Source organism: Halobacteriovorax sp. RT-2-6 (assembly GCF_047085025.1).
Lineage (GTDB): Bacteria > Bdellovibrionota > Bacteriovoracia > Bacteriovoracales > Bacteriovoracaceae > Halobacteriovorax_A.
The window spans coordinates 1,216,332-1,233,551 of sequence record NZ_JBKIYH010000001.1; the positions used below are offsets into that span (position 1 = coordinate 1,216,332).

Consider the following 17,220-nt stretch of genomic DNA (forward strand, 5'->3'; position numbering starts at 1 on the left):
CTTTAATTCATAGTGGGAATGAGATACCAATCTTAAATAGCTTATTCCTGAGTTAAATACTCGGCGACACTAACAATTGCGTCTTTAAAATCATCTTTTGGTAGAACAAGAGAAATTCTGGCACAATTTGGAAGACCAAAATCCCCACTCGGGACCATTGCCACACCTTTTTGCTCAAGAACTTGTTCGCAGATCTCAACAGAGTAATCCGACTGATCAGTATCCGATTTTTTAAATCGGCCAATGACAGGAGCGCTTGAGAAATCAAAGAGAAAATAAAAAGCTGACGTTACCTGATACCAGCACTTTTCTAACTTATACTCTCTTAGAACTTCTCTTAATATAAGAGCATTCTCACGTAAGTGTTTTTTAACTGGAGTTAGATACTCATCAACATGATTCATATTATAGCGAAGTAGCGCACGCTGAATTAATGAACAAGAACCTGAAGCTGTATGGCCTTGAATCTTTTTAACAGCATCAATCACATCTTCGTGTGCAATACAGTAGCCAAGTCTTAGGCCAGTTGCTGCAAGACTTTTTGAAATACCGTCGACAATGATTGTACGTGACAATAACTCACGATCATATTGATAATAATATGTAGGTTTTGGGTCGTAATAATTTAATTCGTAATATATTTCATCAGAAATAATAAAAGTATTTTCATATGGCTTCACAATTTCAGCAAATTGCTTCATCCACTTTTCATTATAGAAAATCCCCGATGGATTATTTGGGCTATTTAAAACAATTGCTTTCGTTTTATCACTAATCAATTCTTTTAATTCCTCTAGGTCTGGTTCAAACGCATTAAAAACGGAAGCCTTAACTTCTTTTAAGACACCACCATTAAGAGAGATCATTTGTGGATATGAAATCCAGTATGGAGCAAAAACTATTACTTCATCACCTGGATCAACAATACTTGCAAAAATATTTGCAAGAACATGCTTTCCACCATTACCTACAACGGCCTTGAAATTATGGTCAAACTCATCAAAGCTAATGCCTCGAGAAGTTTCAACATATTCGATAATTTTTTCTAGTAACTCACTATCGCCTGCAACTGGGCTGTATTGAAAACTTTTTAGAAAGTCTAACTCTCCCCTTATCGATTCGACTAACTCTCTTGGTGGTCGATAAGGTAGTTGTCCTGCTGTAAGGTTGTAAACTTTCTTACCTTCTTGTGCCATAGCTACTGCTTTGGCATTAAGCTTTAAAGTAATACTCTCATTAATTTCTTGTGAACGCTTCGAAACATTCATTAGATCTTCCCTTTTTTAGCAATCCAGTTATAAATTGTATCTGGAACGAATTCCTTAATTACTTTTCCATGCTTATGAATTTCTTTAACAAGCGAGCTTGAAACATAGTAGTTATCTCTTTCAGTAATAAAGAAAACTGTTTCAATTTCTGGGTATAGTCTCTTATTCATTGAGGCCATCTGAAACTCTGCTTCGAAATCCCCTGTAGGTCTAAGTCCTCTAATAATTGAGCCAATGTCGTTTGCTTTTGCATAATCGACAATTAGTCCTTCCCACTTATCTGCTTTAATACGAGGCTCATCTTTAAATGTTTCATTTAACATCTCAACTCGCTCTTCAGCTGTGAAAAGAGGTTTCTTATTGCGATTGTGGGCAACAAGTATAATCACCTCATCAAAGACTGTTAGTGACCTCATTAAAATATCCTTGTGGCCATTTGTGAATGGGTCAAACGTTCCTGGGTAAATTGCTCTTTTCATTGAGTACCTAATTCCTATTATAAATTTAAATCAATTTTATACGACACCGGATTACAATGCAATTTTTGCAATATAACTTGTGCCTTGCTTGTAGACTTTAGAGAAAGTAAGAGAATGTTTTTTTAAATCTGCTTCAAGGATTCCCTTTTGACGATCGGATTCAATCCAAATCTCTCCAGAGAATGAAGATTCTTTAAGTAATTTGAGACATTCTAAGTAGACATCCTTTAATTCATATGGCGGGTCGATGAAGATGAAACTCTCATCGTATTCATCTGATGTTGACTCCAAATAACTTATACTTGTTTTTAGATAAGCTTGAGCTTTTTGCTTAATAATTGATAAATCTTCTGTGTCTACTTTTTTAGAAATCTCTATCTTATTCTTTTTTAAGACATTAAGAACTTTTGGATGGTCATCAACAAGTACGACTTTCTTCGCCCCTCTTGAAAGCGCTTCAAACCCCATAGCACCACTACCTGCGAACAAATCCACAAACAGACAATTCGTTAAGTCTTGATGAGCATCAAAGAATTTTCGTCGAAGCATAACACTCGTTGGACGAGTAATTGATTCAGGGGGAACAAAAAGGGCATGCCCTTTAGCATGCCCACCAAGTATATTTATGGCCATTTATAACCTTTTTAGTTTAAACAACATCAAATAATGTTAAGCGACTTTCTTCGCTTCTTCGGCCGAAGGAAGTGGAATATTAAAATTAGCTCCACCTTCAATACATGCCTTAAAGCCTTCTTCAGTTATTGAAACGTCTACACCATTCATTGTCAGAGTAAAGCGTCCATCAACTACACTTAATGTTGCTTGCGACCCAGCGATCGTCAAGTTTACATTAAAATTCATATTACCTGCTGCACTAAAAGTAACGTCACCACTTTCGCTAGTTGTTGGCGCAACATGCGTGAAAGAAGGCGCAGGAGTTTCTTTAGGCGCTTGATTTATCACAAGTATATTTTCATTGTCTTCATCTTTTATCACTGTTGATTGTGCATTCGCTGCCGGCTCTTCTTCCATTTCGAGAGTTGTCGTAGGTGATGCTGCGTCAATTTCTTCAAGATCTTTCATTATGGCATCCATTTCAGCTTCATCAAAGCCTTCAGTAAATGCTTCTTCGAGTGATGGAGATGAATCCCCAGCAACTGCTTCTTCAATATCTTCTTGAGCAACGATTTGTGTTGTCTCTTCTTCGAATACTTCTTCCACTTCTGCAACAACCTCATCAAGAGGATTTGATTCCACAACCATTTCATCAAGAGGATTTGATTCCGCAACCATTTCATCAAGAGGATTTGATTCCGCAACCATTTCATCAAGAGGATTAGCTTGCGCCTCTAGGGCATCTAGCGGGTTTACTTCTACAGCAAACTCTTCTACTGGTGCAGATTCTGCAACGCTTTCTTCGATGACCTCTGCTACTGGCGCGCTATCAAGTTGTCCTGACAGTTCTTTATCCAGACTTGCAAATTCTGCCATGATGTCATCTAGTTCATTCTCAGAAAATCCACTTTCTACACTTTTTGCTGCTGCATCTTGAGGTTTATTTCCACCCATATAAACTCCGTCTATTGATCCAATATCACTTGTGCTTTTCGACACAGATGACAGAAACTTTAAGAAATAAACATTGTTATAAAATCAACAACTTACAAAGCTTAAGTCGAGAATATCTATTTTTAAGCATGACAATATGAGTGGCCATCGTTATATTTTACTACCAATTTAAAAGACGCAACACACGACTTTCCTTACATAGTTTAGAATGTTAACCATCTTAAAGTTTTGAGGACTGTCGATTATTATACGGAACAACAGGCGAAGTGAAAGATTCATCGTTTTCAGCTAAGAATTGGCTGATTAACAATATTCCTGGTCCTAGTACCGAGGCAGATAGCCTTGAGGAGCCTAAGCATGCAGTAAATGCAAGCGGACCTACTCCTGTTCCTTCAATTCAAAGCGGACAATTTCTTGTTAGTGACCACATTATTCCGAAGTGGCGTGGTGAAAGCTTACTAACTAAAGGAAGCATGAAGTTCAAAAAAATTGTATTTGAACTTTTCAATGAAGCAAAAACTCAGGTTAAGTCTTTCAAGCACCGCAACCGCAGTCTTAAGCAATCTTTATTTCAAGAATTTATTGAATATACAACTCACAACGGTATTCACCCTGAGGGAGTTAGCGACTTTAACCAATTTTGGGCACAACTTGATGACAAGAACGGCCCAAGTTACGAATGTATCCAAGACTTTTTAAAAGTTTACTGCCTTCGTTCTATTAGCGTCTATATCTTAAAGGTTCGCTTTCTAACTCAACTGAGCTCTTTCTATTCAAAGACTCTTACTAAGAATGAGATTTTGAATCCAAACTCAACGCTAAGTAAGATCTTTAAAGTATCAAGCTCACGTGAATTATCGAGTCGTGCACTAGGAACTAATGAATACAGCTGGTTTAGACCAAATGAAAATTTTGGTGACAGCATTTTAGAACTTAGCTCTATCCTTAAAGACCTTAATCCTATTGAGTTCTTTAAAGTTCTAAATCATGAAATTCCGAATGAGTTATCAGTAGTTTTATTCCACAACGAAACTGATAAGTATTCTCATGCTTTCAGTAATCGTAACTTTGGACTAATGACTAATAATCTTTTAATCAACTTTCCAAAGTGGATTGAAAATCATGGTGGGTATTTCAATTTTAATACTCAACCACAATGTTTAAGTACCCTATTTACAGGTAACTTTCTAAACTCACTAACGATCTCTCACTGGATTGCTCAAGAGAATAATTCAACAGAGGCTTGGCAAGAAATTATCTGCCCAGAGTTTAGAGGTGATAATTATGTTAACGGACAATACTTAAAGATATTCCAAGAAATTCAATTCATGACTTTCTTAGTATATCTAGCTCCAAGACAGAATAAAGACCCTATCTCTTTAATCGTTTCTCTTTTTAAGCAGAAGTCGAATAAATCGAGAATTACGGCCAGCGGTCAATTTGCCCTGCTTGATGCTACAGAGGTACAGCAAAGTATCTACGATAGGATTCTGGTTAACTTAGTAAATATTCCTAAGAAGAACCCACACCACTACCTCATTACAAATATAATGCAAAATGGGGAGCATCTATCTAATAGTGGTTATATGTATGTCTTCTCTAATCAGAAGCTCTTTGTTCCTTCTCATGCAGCAAAGAACGAAGCACTATTTAAGCAGTACAAACTACTGATGCGCTTTAATCTTGAAGGCCTTAAAGGTAAGGGTGAAATCCCACGCTACTTCTATATCTTCTCGAAGCGTGTGGTAGAAAATAAATTAGATATTTTTGGTAACCCAGATGTTAACTCAACTCTTCTTAAGGAGTCGTGTCTTTCTGTAAATATGAATGGTGATCTGACTCACTTTTCGAAATTTGATTTCTTCGTTGAAGAAATTGATAAGCTATTTGCAAATAAGAAGGCCATTGATGCTCCACTTTTTTCAAATGAAACAAAGTGTGGATTATCATTTGAGTTTCACCAAGATGCTATCCTTAACGGAAAGCTTCTAAGTAACAACAGTGAAAGTGATAAGATCACTCACCCACAATATTTTAGAAACCTAACAAAGAGTTGTATCCCATTTGATCAATTCTTTAGTGTTGAGTCTCTTTCAAATTACCGTGAAGATGACAACTACGACCTACTAGGCTTCAACCTTAACCCTCAAGAGAGATATCCATATCTTCTGATTGTGGACTTCACTAATGAGAACGATATTAAGCTTGAGCTGACGACAATTGATTCACTTAAGGCGAAGATTGAGGAGTATGGTAACGCTTACTTCCAATACTTTGGATTACTACCAAAGATCTCAAATCTAAATATCAATCTATTTAGAGAGTTCTTTAAGACGACAATTGGTAAGCAGATTACTCAGCTTACTTTTAATGGTGGACTGAAGAAAACGAAGGCAAAACTAAATGCCATGTTAATTCCAAAATTCCTTGAGAAGACGGAATTCTTACCTTCACACCATATTGAGTCTCTACAAGATATCACTCTTTCGAAAGAAGATGTCCAGACAACAGATTTTTGCATGTACACGCAAAAACTTGCTTCTAAGATCGATACTATCAACTTACTTGCTAAGCGCTGGCCATGGCATACAAGTTGTATCCTTTCTCACCTAAAAATTATCATTGGTAATTACCGTGATCAGGTAAATAGTGGAAAGGTTCAAATGAAGTATGATTACTCTTCAAGTGCACTCATTGGAAAGATTGTTGGTCTGCCAAAGACACCTATCTATCCAAACAACCAAGATATTTATCTTGAAACACTTATCACTGAAAGAAATGATATTCACCTTCCGCTAACAAGTGCAATCTTTGAAAAGTCTGAACACACAACAAAGCTTAGACTTATTTCAAATGATAGAGAAGTTCTTAACCTACATGGTGAATTACAATTACTTCAATTCATCCAGTTCATTCTGACAAGTGCAGTTGGAACTCCTATTTCAACTATTGTTCAATCTCTTGAAGTACCTGCTGCTAAAGAGCTTAACTCTCTACTTGCTGAGCAAGATCAGGTAGCACATAACGTGAATGAAACGTTTGCACTAATTAATAACACTCTAAACAATATCATTATTGGTCAAATAAATAATTAGTGATATCATAGACTTATGCAATTGAAAGTCGATGAGACTCACTGGAGTATCTACCGCTATTTTAAAAATAAGGCCAACTCTCTTGAAGGAGAGCCATCAGCTTTACTAAAAAAATATCGTCAAGATCAACAGCGCTACGCTCGCCGAGACTTTCAAACTTCAAGCGTCAGTCAACTTTATGATTCAATTGATACCTCTGATATCATCTACCTTGGAGACTTCCATACTTTTGACCAGAGTACGAGAAACCTCGAACGTATCATTCGCATCCTAGCAAAGAGTGATTATCAATTTTCAATTGGTGTCGAATTCATTCATATCAATCATCAATTCTACATTGATTCATATCTTAAAGGGGCCATTACCGAGCTCGAATTTCTAGAATCAATCAACTATAAGAATTCATGGCGCTTCCCTTGGACCTTTTATAAGATCTTCTTTGATCTTGCTAAGGATCACAATATTTCAATAATTGCTCTTAATACTAAGGGAAACCTGGAGCAAAGAGACAAGAAGGCCGCAAAGAAAATTGCGACTTATCATAAAGAAAACCCAGAACAAAAGTTACTTATTTTATTTGGAGAACTTCACATTGTTCCAAATAAACTGCCACAAAAAGTTTTTGATCTGGCAAATAAGGATATTGTTCAAACAATCATTCATCAAAATACTGATGAAGTTTACTGGAATTTAGTTAAAACCAATAAGCTAAGATCTGATCAAATTGTTAAGTACAATATGAGAGAATTTGTTCTGGTAAACTCTCCTCCTTGGTTAAAATATGAATCTCAAATTTACTGGTATGAGCACTTAGCTGATGATCCTGACTTTGACATTCACGAGTATATTATAGAGACAGGTGCACTTAAGTTTTCAGACAATATCTTGGATAACTTTGCTTACTTTTGTCATGAAATTAATAATACCCTTAATCTTGATATACCAATTGGTGAGATTGAAGATTTTAGAATCTTTGATCAGCAAAACCTAAAAAAAGTAAAAACAACAATCAATAAACTAAAGTCAAAGAAGGCCATTAGTTTTTACAATAAGCTCATCGAACATGGTAAGACGTTTAAACTTCCATGTAAGAAAGCTTATTACTGTTCAAGTTATTCAATTAATCGCATCTCGTACCTAGCAGGGATTCATATTCATCAATCAAAGTTAAAGATTCCGGAAAAAGAGATTGTTGGCTTCTTTAATAAGAGAGATCGTACGAATTTATTTGTTTATCTTATTCATAATTATATTAGTGCTTACTTCTGTTCGAAGCTTTTTAACCCCTATCGAAAGTGTAATATGTATAAAGACTTTCAATACATGGCACGTAATAATAAACAACTTAAGAAGACTGATAAGATGGTCTTTAAAGCATGTTTAAAGCTTTGTAATAAACGAGCTAATGTTAATGAAGAACTAAAAGGACTAAATCTCTACCAGCTTCATAAAGCTTCACGTAAAGTATCACACATGCTTGCAGATATTATTTTTGACTACTTCTTCGCTGCTAATCGAGTTGAGTATAAAGATGTATACAGGCTTGTAGCATCAGATGATTACTCAAATGAAAACTATCAAAGCCTGTTGAATGAAATTGGAAATTTAGTAGATATTAAAAAGCTAAAAAAACGCGAATTCTAATTACATTAGTCTTTGCATAATCTCGCGCTTAGTACCTTTTTCAATACGAGTAACTTTCTTAGATGTATCTTCCTTCACCTCTTCAGTCACTTTATTAGCACTTTCTACTTCAGCTACTGGAGCAGCAGTAACAACATCTTTTGTTTTAAAGATTATCTTGTACTTACGTCCAACTGGTTGTAGATCGTCATTGTAAAGGTTTGCAAGCTCTAGACGTCCCGAAATGTCTTTTAAAAGCTCTCTTACGATTTGAACTGAAGTTTCAAGTTCAGTTGAATTCTTACTCTCACCGTACGAAGAAATACTTAGATAGTAGATTGCTCCAAGTGTCTTACCTTGAACTTCAATCGTTCTCTTATCTTCATCAGCATTAATTGAGTTCTTAGCTGCATCTAAGAGAATATTATATTGAATTTGCTCAATCGTTTCTCTCTCACCGATGATTTCTTTTTCATTAGTATCAATTTTAAATTCGATCCCCTGCTCTTTGTACTGATCTTGTACTTTACAAGCAATAAAGCGGTTTACCGAAGAAATCTCACAACTTTGTACCATTGGTACATTAGTTTCATTTTCACTACTTTCATTTGATTCACTCATAGACCAAATTTGATCCGCAACTTGTTTTGCATCTTGATCATCATTAGAAAGAACCATTCCGAAAGTTTTATTTTCATTAGAAGAGATCGTCGCTTTTCTCTTCTCTTTTCTGAAGTTTTGCTTTTGTGCAGAGTAAAGCTTTGAGCAATGCTTCATCTCATTAAGCTCAAGTGCATTAATGATAACGCTTTCAATCTCATCGAAGTTATCTTCTTGATTAAGCATAAGAAGACTTAACGCCTCATCTTCAAGTTCTTTTCTTCTTTGCATAACAATCTTCTTGAAAATTAATTCCCATGCAAAAGTAAATAAGAACACTCCTGCAACAAGAGCAAGAGAGATTTTAATATTTGAAAGTGAACTTGAAATCGTTTCGAAGTGATTTTCAATAAGAATTGAGCCAGCATCTGCAGCATCTTCAAACTGAGAGAACTTTTCGTCGATATTGCTAGAGAAATTCTTGTCAGTTACAGAAAATCCCTTCCCTGTACTTCTAAGACTCTCATGAAACCAGTGAACATTTGAACTTACTGTATTAAATTTTTTAACAATTGCTGAAGAGAATTTTCCATACTCAGTCATTAGGTCAGAGACTTGAGCAAAGCATTCTCCTGTTTGCGCCGTAAAATTACTATCTAAATATGTTGAATTCATATCCCCTGCAACTGCAGCAGTGTAGGTTTGCTGAACTCTTGTACTACAAATTTGAATTCCGTTTTGAATTGTTGAGACCAGTTTATAACTATTCGATACACCACTTAGCATATAAGCAATGACTAAAATTGAGACAGAAGATAGACCTAATATTCCTAATCTCACCTTTGAAAATTTGTATTGAACTGGTTTACTCATCCATAAGTCCTTAAAATTGCGTAATTCATTTACTTTTGCGCCAATTAGCACACTTTAATTCTACCTATTGATTCAACTAGAAGAAAGAGTAGACAAATTTTACCAGTTTAAAGGAGATTCCTTTGTCCCAAACCAAGTAAAATGGTACAATTTTTATAGATAAATCCGGCCGGAGAAAAATGATCAACTATATTACAATCCTATTTTCCCTCGTTTTACATGCATTGGTACTAAGTTTAGTACTCGATGCTGACAATTCGAAGAAACTGGCCCAGGAAGAACCAATTAAGCTCAAGTTCAAACAAATTGAAGTTAGAAAGATTGGACTCGATAAGGCCCAGGATAACCAAAACCTTTTTGGTCAACTTGCCTATGGAAAACCTTCTTATACTGAAAAAGAAATCAAACGCGTTGATCAGGAAGTAAAAAGTCGATCTTCTGCCCTATCAAAGAAAGAAGAAAAAAGAATTGTTGAAACAGTTAAAAAGGAATCCGTTCAAAAGAATCAGATTACCCAAAGAAGGATTTCAAAAGAAAGCTTCAAAGAAGCTAATTGGACTAATGAACTATCACACGTTCAAGAAGCAACTGTAAGTTTTCTACCGCCTAAAGGTATTAGCCCCGACAAACTGAATGAGTTCGAGAAGGTTTTCTATGCTTTCTATAAGCGTGTTGCTGTTCAGTATATCAACTCTGTTCAAATTTCGGTGAGAAATCGAGTAACAGAAAGGCCTTATGTTCAAGAGAGTCTACGCTCAGCTTCAGCTCAAGAATTAAGGGCCGTTGTACGTTACGATGAAGAAGGAAATGCTGAAATTGTAAAAATTCTTAAGTCATCAGAAGATGATGATATCCATAAAATCTTTGAAACAGCTTTAGGGAAAATGAATAAGATTCCTAATATTGTAAAAGATCTAAAAGACGAAGATGGAAAGTACTATGCTATCTTCACTCTATCAGTAAATACACGCCGCTAAGATTATCGTTGCCACGATAATCAATTGTAATTTTCTTGGAATACCAAAAGTAAGAAAGATAAAGAAGTCTTTTACTGAGAGTTTGTACTGACGCTTTTTTAAGACAGGACTCCCCTTTATTTGTTCTTCTTCTAAATCAGGTATCAATTCATCTAACTCTCTAAAAAGCAGCTCCTCAACCTCAGAGTTAGCTTTATAAGAATTAAAATCATTGATCATATCTTGTTTTTTTAAATCGTACTCAAGAAGTTTTTGGCGACAGTCTAGACATTGAGAAAGATGTTGTTCATTTTTCACAAAGTCACGACTTTCTAAATAAGTCATTTGCTTTGAGAAGAAGCACTTTTTAAAATTATTATTAATTAATTGTTCTTCCATCAAAGCTCTCATTTAAATGTATTCTATTATGGGATAATTGATCAATATAAGATAGAACCTCTTGTTGAGATATCTTAAGAGTTTGTGCAATACTCTCAACACTCTCCCCTTTGAACTCAAAAAGATAAACACAGGCCCTTTTCTCAACACTATCGATTTCGCTATTCTTTTTATTTAAGATTTGCTCACTTCGTTGTTTAGCTAGACCAATTAATTTTATTAGAAATTGATGTTCAAAATATTCGTTATCTATCTTGTATAGAACTTGATTACCTTGTTGAACATGGCCAGTGGCCACATCAATAATAAGTTGCATTGCCTGCAATTGATCTTGAATCAAGTAATTTGCCACTTGATAAAATTCATCCACTAATTTTCGAATAAGTTCTTTTTTAACTAACACATAATAATTTTAGCAAGCTTTAGAAAAAATGCTACTGCGATTTTAAACACTTAAGTGAAGATTAAAGTATATTCAATAGATTACCGATAAAATAGTGAGGAAATGTAAGAACGAGGATTACATGAGAAAATTTATATTATTGGGAACTTTAGTACTCATGACATTAACGAGTTGTACTCAACCGACTAATTCTAGAGCTAATTATAATAACTCTAACGGAAATGGTTGGGATAACGGTAACTCAGGAAGCGGCGGAAATGGCGGCTGGGACTGGGGTAACGGTGGAAGTGACGGCGATGATAGTGGCAATAATGAACAAACCGATAGTGGTGATGGTTATGGAGACGGTAACGAAGAAGGAACAGCTGATGGCGATGGCCAGACGACAAACTTCTACACTGTAGGTACTATTGTTCTTCGTGGTAGCTCACGTGTATCTTCTGGATCAAATGTGATGTGGTCTTCGACTTCTCTTGGAAATGGTCAGGCCATGCTCTATACAGACTCTCGATTTAATATTCGTGTACGTCCAAGAACAGCTCCTACACAGGGAACGACAGATGCTTATGGAGAAAAATGTCACTATAATCCACAACAATATAAGAAATTAAGAATTAAGTTATGTATTCGCGCTCAAGGTGAAAGCTGTGAATCAAATATGATTAGAAGTGTAACTTTTGGTGATATCGCAAACGAAGAAGTTTCGAAAGTTAAAGAGTTTTCTAGCTACTCACTTCCAACAACAACAGGCCCAATCATTGTGGATGTTCTTGATGTTCAATGGGACTGGTCTTGTCAGTTCTATTTAAATCAAGGTTATAGTCAAAGTAGCGCTGAAGTGAATGGTTACTGCCCAATGGCCCGAGTATGGGATAATGACTGTGTAGGCTTCGATCTTCAATTTTCAACTGACTATACAAAAGACTTTCCGGCTTCAGCTCCAAGAATGTAATTATCTAAATAATTCAAGTGCGAGGTTTCTTTTCATAGCAGAAGAAACCTCCACCATTAATCCCGGACACGTTACGTTTACTTCCGAAATCTTTCCACCAAGAATATCAAAAGCAATTAAATCAACTCCGTCGGCCATAAGCTTTTCGCAAATATGCTGACATTCTGCTTTTACTTCAGGATCTAATTCGACGGCAGAATACTTTGCTCCTTGAGCAATATTGGCAAGGAACTCGCCTTCTTTTGGGACCTTTAGAATTGTTCCCAGTTCGTTAGCACGATAGAAAATTGTGCGAATTTCACCTTCAATAACAGAAGCATCAAACTCTTGTACAACAACTGGCCCTTTAAACTCATCGCATTTGGCCTTAAAATGCCCTTCAAATCCGTCCAAGCCTATTTTTTGCACACCAATACCCTGATAAAGATCAAGAGGCTTTAAAATCAATTCTTGGACCCCACGAGAAGCAAGAGTTGCAACAAACTTTTTAGCACCAGCAAGAGAAGTTCCTACATAGCTATCAAGGCTAAGCTCTCTTGTATAGGCCGAAAGCTTTTCATTATGTTTCATAATTCCTAATGGATTATTTAAAACCTGAACACCATACATCTCAGTTAAGAAATTAAGCATCCAAAGGTAGCGCTGATAGCGCGAATCATATGGTGGATCAATTCTCATATGAATTGCTGTATTTGAATCAATTGAAACAACTTGTGAATCATCTTCTACTTCGAAATCTTCAACATAGAAACTTTCATTGATCTTTCCACTAATGCGGTAACAGTCAAACTGAATGCCATTAGCATTTTGGACAAAGAAGTCTTTTTCAAAAAGAACATAAACATCCTCGCCTCTTTCTTGCATCGTTAGAGCAATTAAGATTGTCGAATCTTTCTTTGTGACAAGTTTTTCAATTGGATCAATAAAGAATAAGTGTTTCTTGTTTTTCATATCAAGAAAGATAACATTAATTCAGCGATTTGAAATTAAAAAGATAGTCCTCAAAGCTACCTTCCACGTCATCTTCAAGGTACTTTTGATAGCGTTGTTCAATATTTGCAAAGAGTGCTTTTAGATCACCATTAAATCTCTTAGCATATTCGCCAATTTGAGACTGACTTTTCTCATAAGTCATAAAAGCTGCCAAAGATGCTGTGTTCCACTCCATTTTTGCAGGCCAACAATTTGTGACCTCAAGACTAGAACAAAGCATACTTAGTTCTTTGGGCATTGTTATCGTAAGATAATCTTTCTTCTTACTCTCCCAGGCATCTTGTTTAAGAATTTCCTTGAGGTTTTTAGCGTGAATCGTAACGGCCTTCTTGAGCTTTGCATTTAACTCGAGATTCTTGAAATATTTGACCAGTTCTTTATCATTCTTGTAATACTCAATAAGCATTTGCTCACCAAAGTAGTTGGCAAGGTTTTCATTTAGGTCGACTTCATTCTTAGCAAAGAAGATTGTATGAAATAGTTCATGAAAGACTGTTTCAGTTAAGCTGTACTTTCCATATTCAAAAAAAGAAGAAAGTATTGGGTCATTGAAATTTCCAAGTGTCGAATAGGCCAGTACATCTCTTGTATAAGTTTCATAACCGTCTCTTTCAAGCTCCTTTGCAAACTCCATTGCAGATTCCTCTTTGAAAAATCCAAGATAAGGAAAGCATCCATAGAAAGTGAAGCACTCTTTGCGGGCCTTTATCTCATTAGGTCTAGAAGCTATAACGAGATAAGTAACTGCACGAGATTTTAAAAGTGTCGTCTTAGAATAAATATCTGTAGTAGGCCTTTTCCAGTATTCATAGAAATACTTTTTATAGGTTTCGATTTGTTTAATTTTATTCTTATATTCTTCACTAACCTTCGGGTCTTTTAAGACATCCTGATTAGCTCGAGCACTCCAAAGAATATCAACTTGTCCTATGCCCTGCTCAGTTAGATAACTTATTTTGGCACAAGATAAACTCGTGAATAAAATAGAGAGAAGAAAAAGTCTGTTTAGAACAACCATGAGATCCCAGCATTGTAACTTAACTGATCTCTCGCTTGTTCAAATTCAAAAGCACGAAAGACCGTTCTTACTGAGCCCTTTATTGAGAAAGTTCTTGTTAGCATGACCTTTAAAGCAAATGCCCCAAACATTGCATCGTAACTAGACTTCTCTTTTCCGGACTTGATGAGATATTCGGTCGAAGTATCTAAGTCCTTAACTAAAGTTGTTGAATAAAGAGTATACTGCTGGCGACTCCAACCAAGAGAGATTAGCGGTTGAAGAAATGATTTACGACTTGAAAGAGCTTGTCTTATCCCGATACCAAAGCTTTGAGTTTTAATATTGGTGTATTCATTTTCAATTACAAGTCCTGTTGAAAGACCTGAGTTATCATATTTTCCGATAATTTCATTTTCTGACTGAGAAATATTAAGTTCGATACCTGTCTTTGAAAGAAAGTAGAAAGTAACAGAGCCTGCATACATACGAGTCGTTTCGTAAGACTCACGATCGAGACCAAAAATATTCTTCTTGTAATTAAAGTCGAGATCAAGTTCTGTTAAGGCCTGTGAATTAATCGTTAACAAAGCTAAGAACGTCATTTTGCAAAGTAAAAGTAAGCGTAATTTCATAATATCCCCAAAAAATACTCAAGGATATTTTACAACTTAGGAAGTTACTAATGCTTATTTAGGCAAAGAACTCCATTTCACTTCGTAATTACAACTACTTACTTAAGCGACGGCCATGATCTTGAAGTAGTTCACCCTGACAAGAAAGTGCAGTAGTCGACGTACACTTAACATCAACCCAGTGCCACTTAAGGTTTAACTCTTCATTTTCCATAGGACCTTTAAAGTGAATCAGACGATTACAATTCGTTCTTCCCTTCCATTTAGTCTCGCCTTTCATTGTATTTGAGCCTTCGACTAATACGCGGTACTCATTACCAACCATCTTAGCGCGAATCTTTTCTTGAATAGCAAGTTGAAAAGCTTGTACTTCGTGAAGACGTGACTTACGAATCTCTTGAGTTAGGAAATCTTCCATCTTAGCTGCACGAGTTTTACTTCTTTGAGAGTAAACATATGAGTAAATGAAATCAAATTGTGCTCTTTCTAAAAGATCTAAAGTCTCTTTGTGTTCTTCATCAGTTTCATTTACGAAACCACAGATAATATCTGTCGAAAGAACGATATCTGGTTGAGCGGTACGTAGTTTTTCTAAAAGACCTAGGTAATGCTCTTTTGTGTACTCACGATTCATTCTTTGAAGAACTGTATTTGAACCAGATTGAACTGGAAGGTGTAAATGTTTTGATAATTTCTTTGCCGCCCCATGAGCTGCGATTAGATCATCAGATACATCGTAAGGATGTGATGTTGTATATCTTAAAATCTCTAGGCCATTGATTTGATCTAGATCCATAATTAAATCAGACAGACGCTCCCCATTTTCCTTTCCAAACGAGTTTACGTTTTGGCCAAGAAGCATCACCTCTTGAACACCTTGATATTCAACAAGTCTTCTTACATCCTCAACAATCTCGGCCTGCTTTCTTGAGCGTTCGCGTCCACGAGTATAAGGAACAATACAATAAGTACAATATTTATCACAACCCTTGATGATATTAACGAATGCTTGTGGAGTTCCATGATTAATTTTTGTTTCAATTGAAAAGTTACTAGAACGATCCCAAGTATTTACTGAAAATTTATCATCACCTGCATAAGTGCGATAAACCATATCGTTAATTGTATCAATTGTATCTGGACCAAAGGCGAAGTTCAGGTGCTTGAATTTTTTTACAAGATCTTTTCCCTCTGTTTGGGCAACACATCCACCAACTCCAATAACCAGGTCATCACCTTTTTGCTGCTTTAGATGTTTAAGTTCACCTAATTGTGAATAAAATTTATTATTTGCTAGTTCTCTAACTGCACAAGTATTGAAAAGAACCAGACTGGCCTCTTCTAATTCTTCAGTATGAGAGAAATTTAAGTTTTTTAAGTGAGAAAGAATACGTTCAGTATCATGATAATTCATCTGACAACCGTAAGTTTTCATCCAAACCTTACGTGGAGGAAACGATACATCCCCTAGTTGAACAATGCGATCACCTGACTTTTCATCTATAAATGATGAAGCTACGTGATTTTGCTTACTTACGCCTAAACCAGTTGGAGAAATATCTGTTGTCATGAATTTTCCTTCTATCGCCTTTCTTTTCATTTTCCCTGCCCTACCTACGGGCAAAATGAGGAGATGAAATACATATAAGTAGCTGAAATAACGACAAAACCAAGGAAAATACTACAACGTTAAAAGTTGTAACATGTTGAAATCATTGAGTTCTTTTTATCGTAACAGCTGTAAAATCTGGCGATAATATGGTCTTTTTTTAGATGTTTTTAGGTGGAATGTAAATAGATTTGAAAATAAGAAGGCCCGCTATAAGCGGGCCCACTCATTATTGAATTAAGAAAAGTGCTTCTTACTTCTTTTTAGCAACTTTTTTTGTAGCTTTCTTAGCAGCTACTTTTTTAGTCGCTTTTTTTGCAGTTGCTTTCTTAGCTACTTTTTTTGTAGCTTTCTTTGCAACTTTTTTCGTAGCTTTCTTAGCAGTTGCTTTCTTAGCTACTTTTTTTGTAGCTTTTTTAGCTACTTTTTTTGTAGCTTTCTTAGCAGTTTTCTTTGCTGCTTTCTTTGCTACTTTCTTAGTTGCTTTCTTTGCTACTTTTTTAGTAGCTTTCTTTGCAACTTTCTTAGTTGCTTTCTTTGCTACTTTCTTTGTAGCTTTCTTAGCAACTTTTTTCTTAGTAGCTTTTTTAGCTACTTTTTTTGTAGCTTTCTTTGCAGTTTTCTTTGCTGCTTTCTTAGCTACTTTTTTTGTAGCTTTTTTAGCTACTTTTTTCTTAGTTGTCTTTTTAGTAGTTTTCTTAACTGCCATTGACATCCTCCTGGTTTTTTCAATACTTATGTTTATGGTAAACATAATTTTATTTGTGTG

16 protein-coding genes are annotated in these 17,220 nt (G+C 35.6%); 4 read left to right on the forward strand and 12 right to left on the reverse strand.

Annotation, left to right across the window (positions count from 1 at the left end; translation table 11 throughout):
* Positions 1-41: 41 nt before the first annotated feature.
* The 4 genes from ACMAYS_RS05725 to ACMAYS_RS05740 are packed head-to-tail and all read right to left on the reverse strand — an operon-like array spanning position 42 to position 3,361.
* Positions 42-1,268, reverse strand: a complete 1,227-nt coding sequence (locus ACMAYS_RS05725) for a pyridoxal phosphate-dependent aminotransferase (protein ID WP_412462921.1) — start codon at positions 1,266-1,268, stop codon at positions 42-44.
* The gene (gene coaD, locus ACMAYS_RS05730; RefSeq protein ID WP_103216480.1) at positions 1,268-1,747 is read right to left on the reverse strand and encodes a pantetheine-phosphate adenylyltransferase; all 480 of its coding nucleotides are present in this window, start codon (positions 1,745-1,747) and stop codon (positions 1,268-1,270) included. The genes ACMAYS_RS05725 and coaD overlap by 1 nt, the downstream gene beginning before the upstream one ends.
* Before the next feature lie 51 nt (positions 1,748-1,798).
* A complete protein-coding gene (locus ACMAYS_RS05735) occupies positions 1,799-2,380 on the reverse strand; it encodes an RsmD family RNA methyltransferase (protein WP_103216479.1) in 582 nt (193 codons plus the stop codon).
* A gap of 36 nt (positions 2,381-2,416) precedes the next feature.
* Positions 2,417-3,361, reverse strand: a complete 945-nt coding sequence (locus ACMAYS_RS05740) for a hypothetical protein (RefSeq protein WP_412462922.1) — start codon at positions 3,359-3,361, stop codon at positions 2,417-2,419.
* A gap of 221 nt (positions 3,362-3,582) precedes the next feature.
* On the opposite strand from ACMAYS_RS05740, the gene ACMAYS_RS05745 reads away from it, so the two are divergent.
* Both ACMAYS_RS05745 and ACMAYS_RS05750 read left to right on the forward strand, forming a co-directional pair.
* Complete coding sequence (locus ACMAYS_RS05745; protein ID WP_103216477.1) at positions 3,583-6,411, forward strand: hypothetical protein; 2,829 nt, start codon at positions 3,583-3,585, stop codon at positions 6,409-6,411.
* Positions 6,412-6,426: 15 nt separating this feature from the next.
* Positions 6,427-8,055 (forward strand): ChaN family lipoprotein, encoded by a 1,629-nt coding sequence (locus ACMAYS_RS05750; protein ID WP_412462923.1) that lies wholly within the window; start codon positions 6,427-6,429, stop codon positions 8,053-8,055.
* Here ACMAYS_RS05750 and ACMAYS_RS05755 read toward each other — a convergent pair whose 3' ends face one another.
* Entirely contained in the window at positions 8,056-9,507 is a 1,452-nt protein-coding gene (locus tag ACMAYS_RS05755; RefSeq protein ID WP_392991022.1) for a hypothetical protein, read from the reverse strand.
* Between the two features lie 179 nt (positions 9,508-9,686).
* Here ACMAYS_RS05755 and ACMAYS_RS05760 point away from each other — a divergent pair, with 179 nt between their 5' ends.
* Positions 9,687-10,484 carry a hypothetical protein gene (locus ACMAYS_RS05760; protein ID WP_103216474.1) on the forward strand — a complete coding sequence of 266 codons (798 nt, stop codon included), beginning with the start codon at positions 9,687-9,689 and terminating at the stop codon, positions 10,482-10,484.
* Here ACMAYS_RS05760 and ACMAYS_RS05765 read toward each other — a convergent pair.
* Positions 10,464-10,862: a hypothetical protein gene (locus ACMAYS_RS05765; RefSeq protein ID WP_412462924.1), complete on the reverse strand. Its 399-nt coding sequence runs from the start codon at positions 10,860-10,862 to the stop codon at positions 10,464-10,466. The genes ACMAYS_RS05760 and ACMAYS_RS05765 overlap by 21 nt on opposite strands.
* Positions 10,843-11,265, reverse strand: coding sequence for a hypothetical protein (locus ACMAYS_RS05770; RefSeq protein ID WP_392991017.1), 423 nt, complete (start codon positions 11,263-11,265; stop codon positions 10,843-10,845). Before ACMAYS_RS05770 ends, ACMAYS_RS05765 begins: the two co-directional genes overlap by 20 nt.
* Before the next feature lie 121 nt (positions 11,266-11,386).
* Between ACMAYS_RS05770 and ACMAYS_RS05775 the strand changes: the two genes are divergently transcribed.
* A complete protein-coding gene (locus tag ACMAYS_RS05775) occupies positions 11,387-12,217 on the forward strand; it encodes a hypothetical protein (RefSeq protein WP_392991015.1) in 831 nt (276 codons plus the stop codon).
* Here ACMAYS_RS05775 and ACMAYS_RS05780 read toward each other — a convergent pair whose 3' ends face one another.
* The 5 genes from ACMAYS_RS05780 to ACMAYS_RS05800 form a co-directional block, all read right to left on the reverse strand.
* A complete protein-coding gene (locus tag ACMAYS_RS05780; protein WP_412462925.1) occupies positions 12,218-13,168 on the reverse strand; it encodes an ATP-grasp domain-containing protein in 951 nt (316 codons plus the stop codon).
* A 16-nt stretch (positions 13,169-13,184) separates the two neighbouring features.
* Positions 13,185-14,228 (reverse strand): aminopeptidase, encoded by a 1,044-nt coding sequence (locus tag ACMAYS_RS05785; RefSeq protein ID WP_103216469.1) that lies wholly within the window; start codon positions 14,226-14,228, stop codon positions 13,185-13,187.
* The gene (locus tag ACMAYS_RS05790) at positions 14,216-14,842 is read right to left on the reverse strand and encodes a hypothetical protein (protein ID WP_103216468.1); all 627 of its coding nucleotides are present in this window, start codon (positions 14,840-14,842) and stop codon (positions 14,216-14,218) included. Before ACMAYS_RS05790 ends, ACMAYS_RS05785 begins: the two co-directional genes overlap by 13 nt.
* A 94-nt stretch (positions 14,843-14,936) precedes the next feature.
* Positions 14,937-16,442 (reverse strand): tRNA (N6-isopentenyl adenosine(37)-C2)-methylthiotransferase MiaB, encoded by a 1,506-nt coding sequence (miaB, locus tag ACMAYS_RS05795; RefSeq protein WP_412462926.1) that lies wholly within the window; start codon positions 16,440-16,442, stop codon positions 14,937-14,939.
* A 262-nt stretch (positions 16,443-16,704) separates the two neighbouring features.
* A complete protein-coding gene (locus ACMAYS_RS05800; protein WP_103216466.1) occupies positions 16,705-17,160 on the reverse strand; it encodes a histidine biosynthesis protein HisIE in 456 nt (151 codons plus the stop codon).
* Positions 17,161-17,220 lie beyond the last annotated feature (60 nt).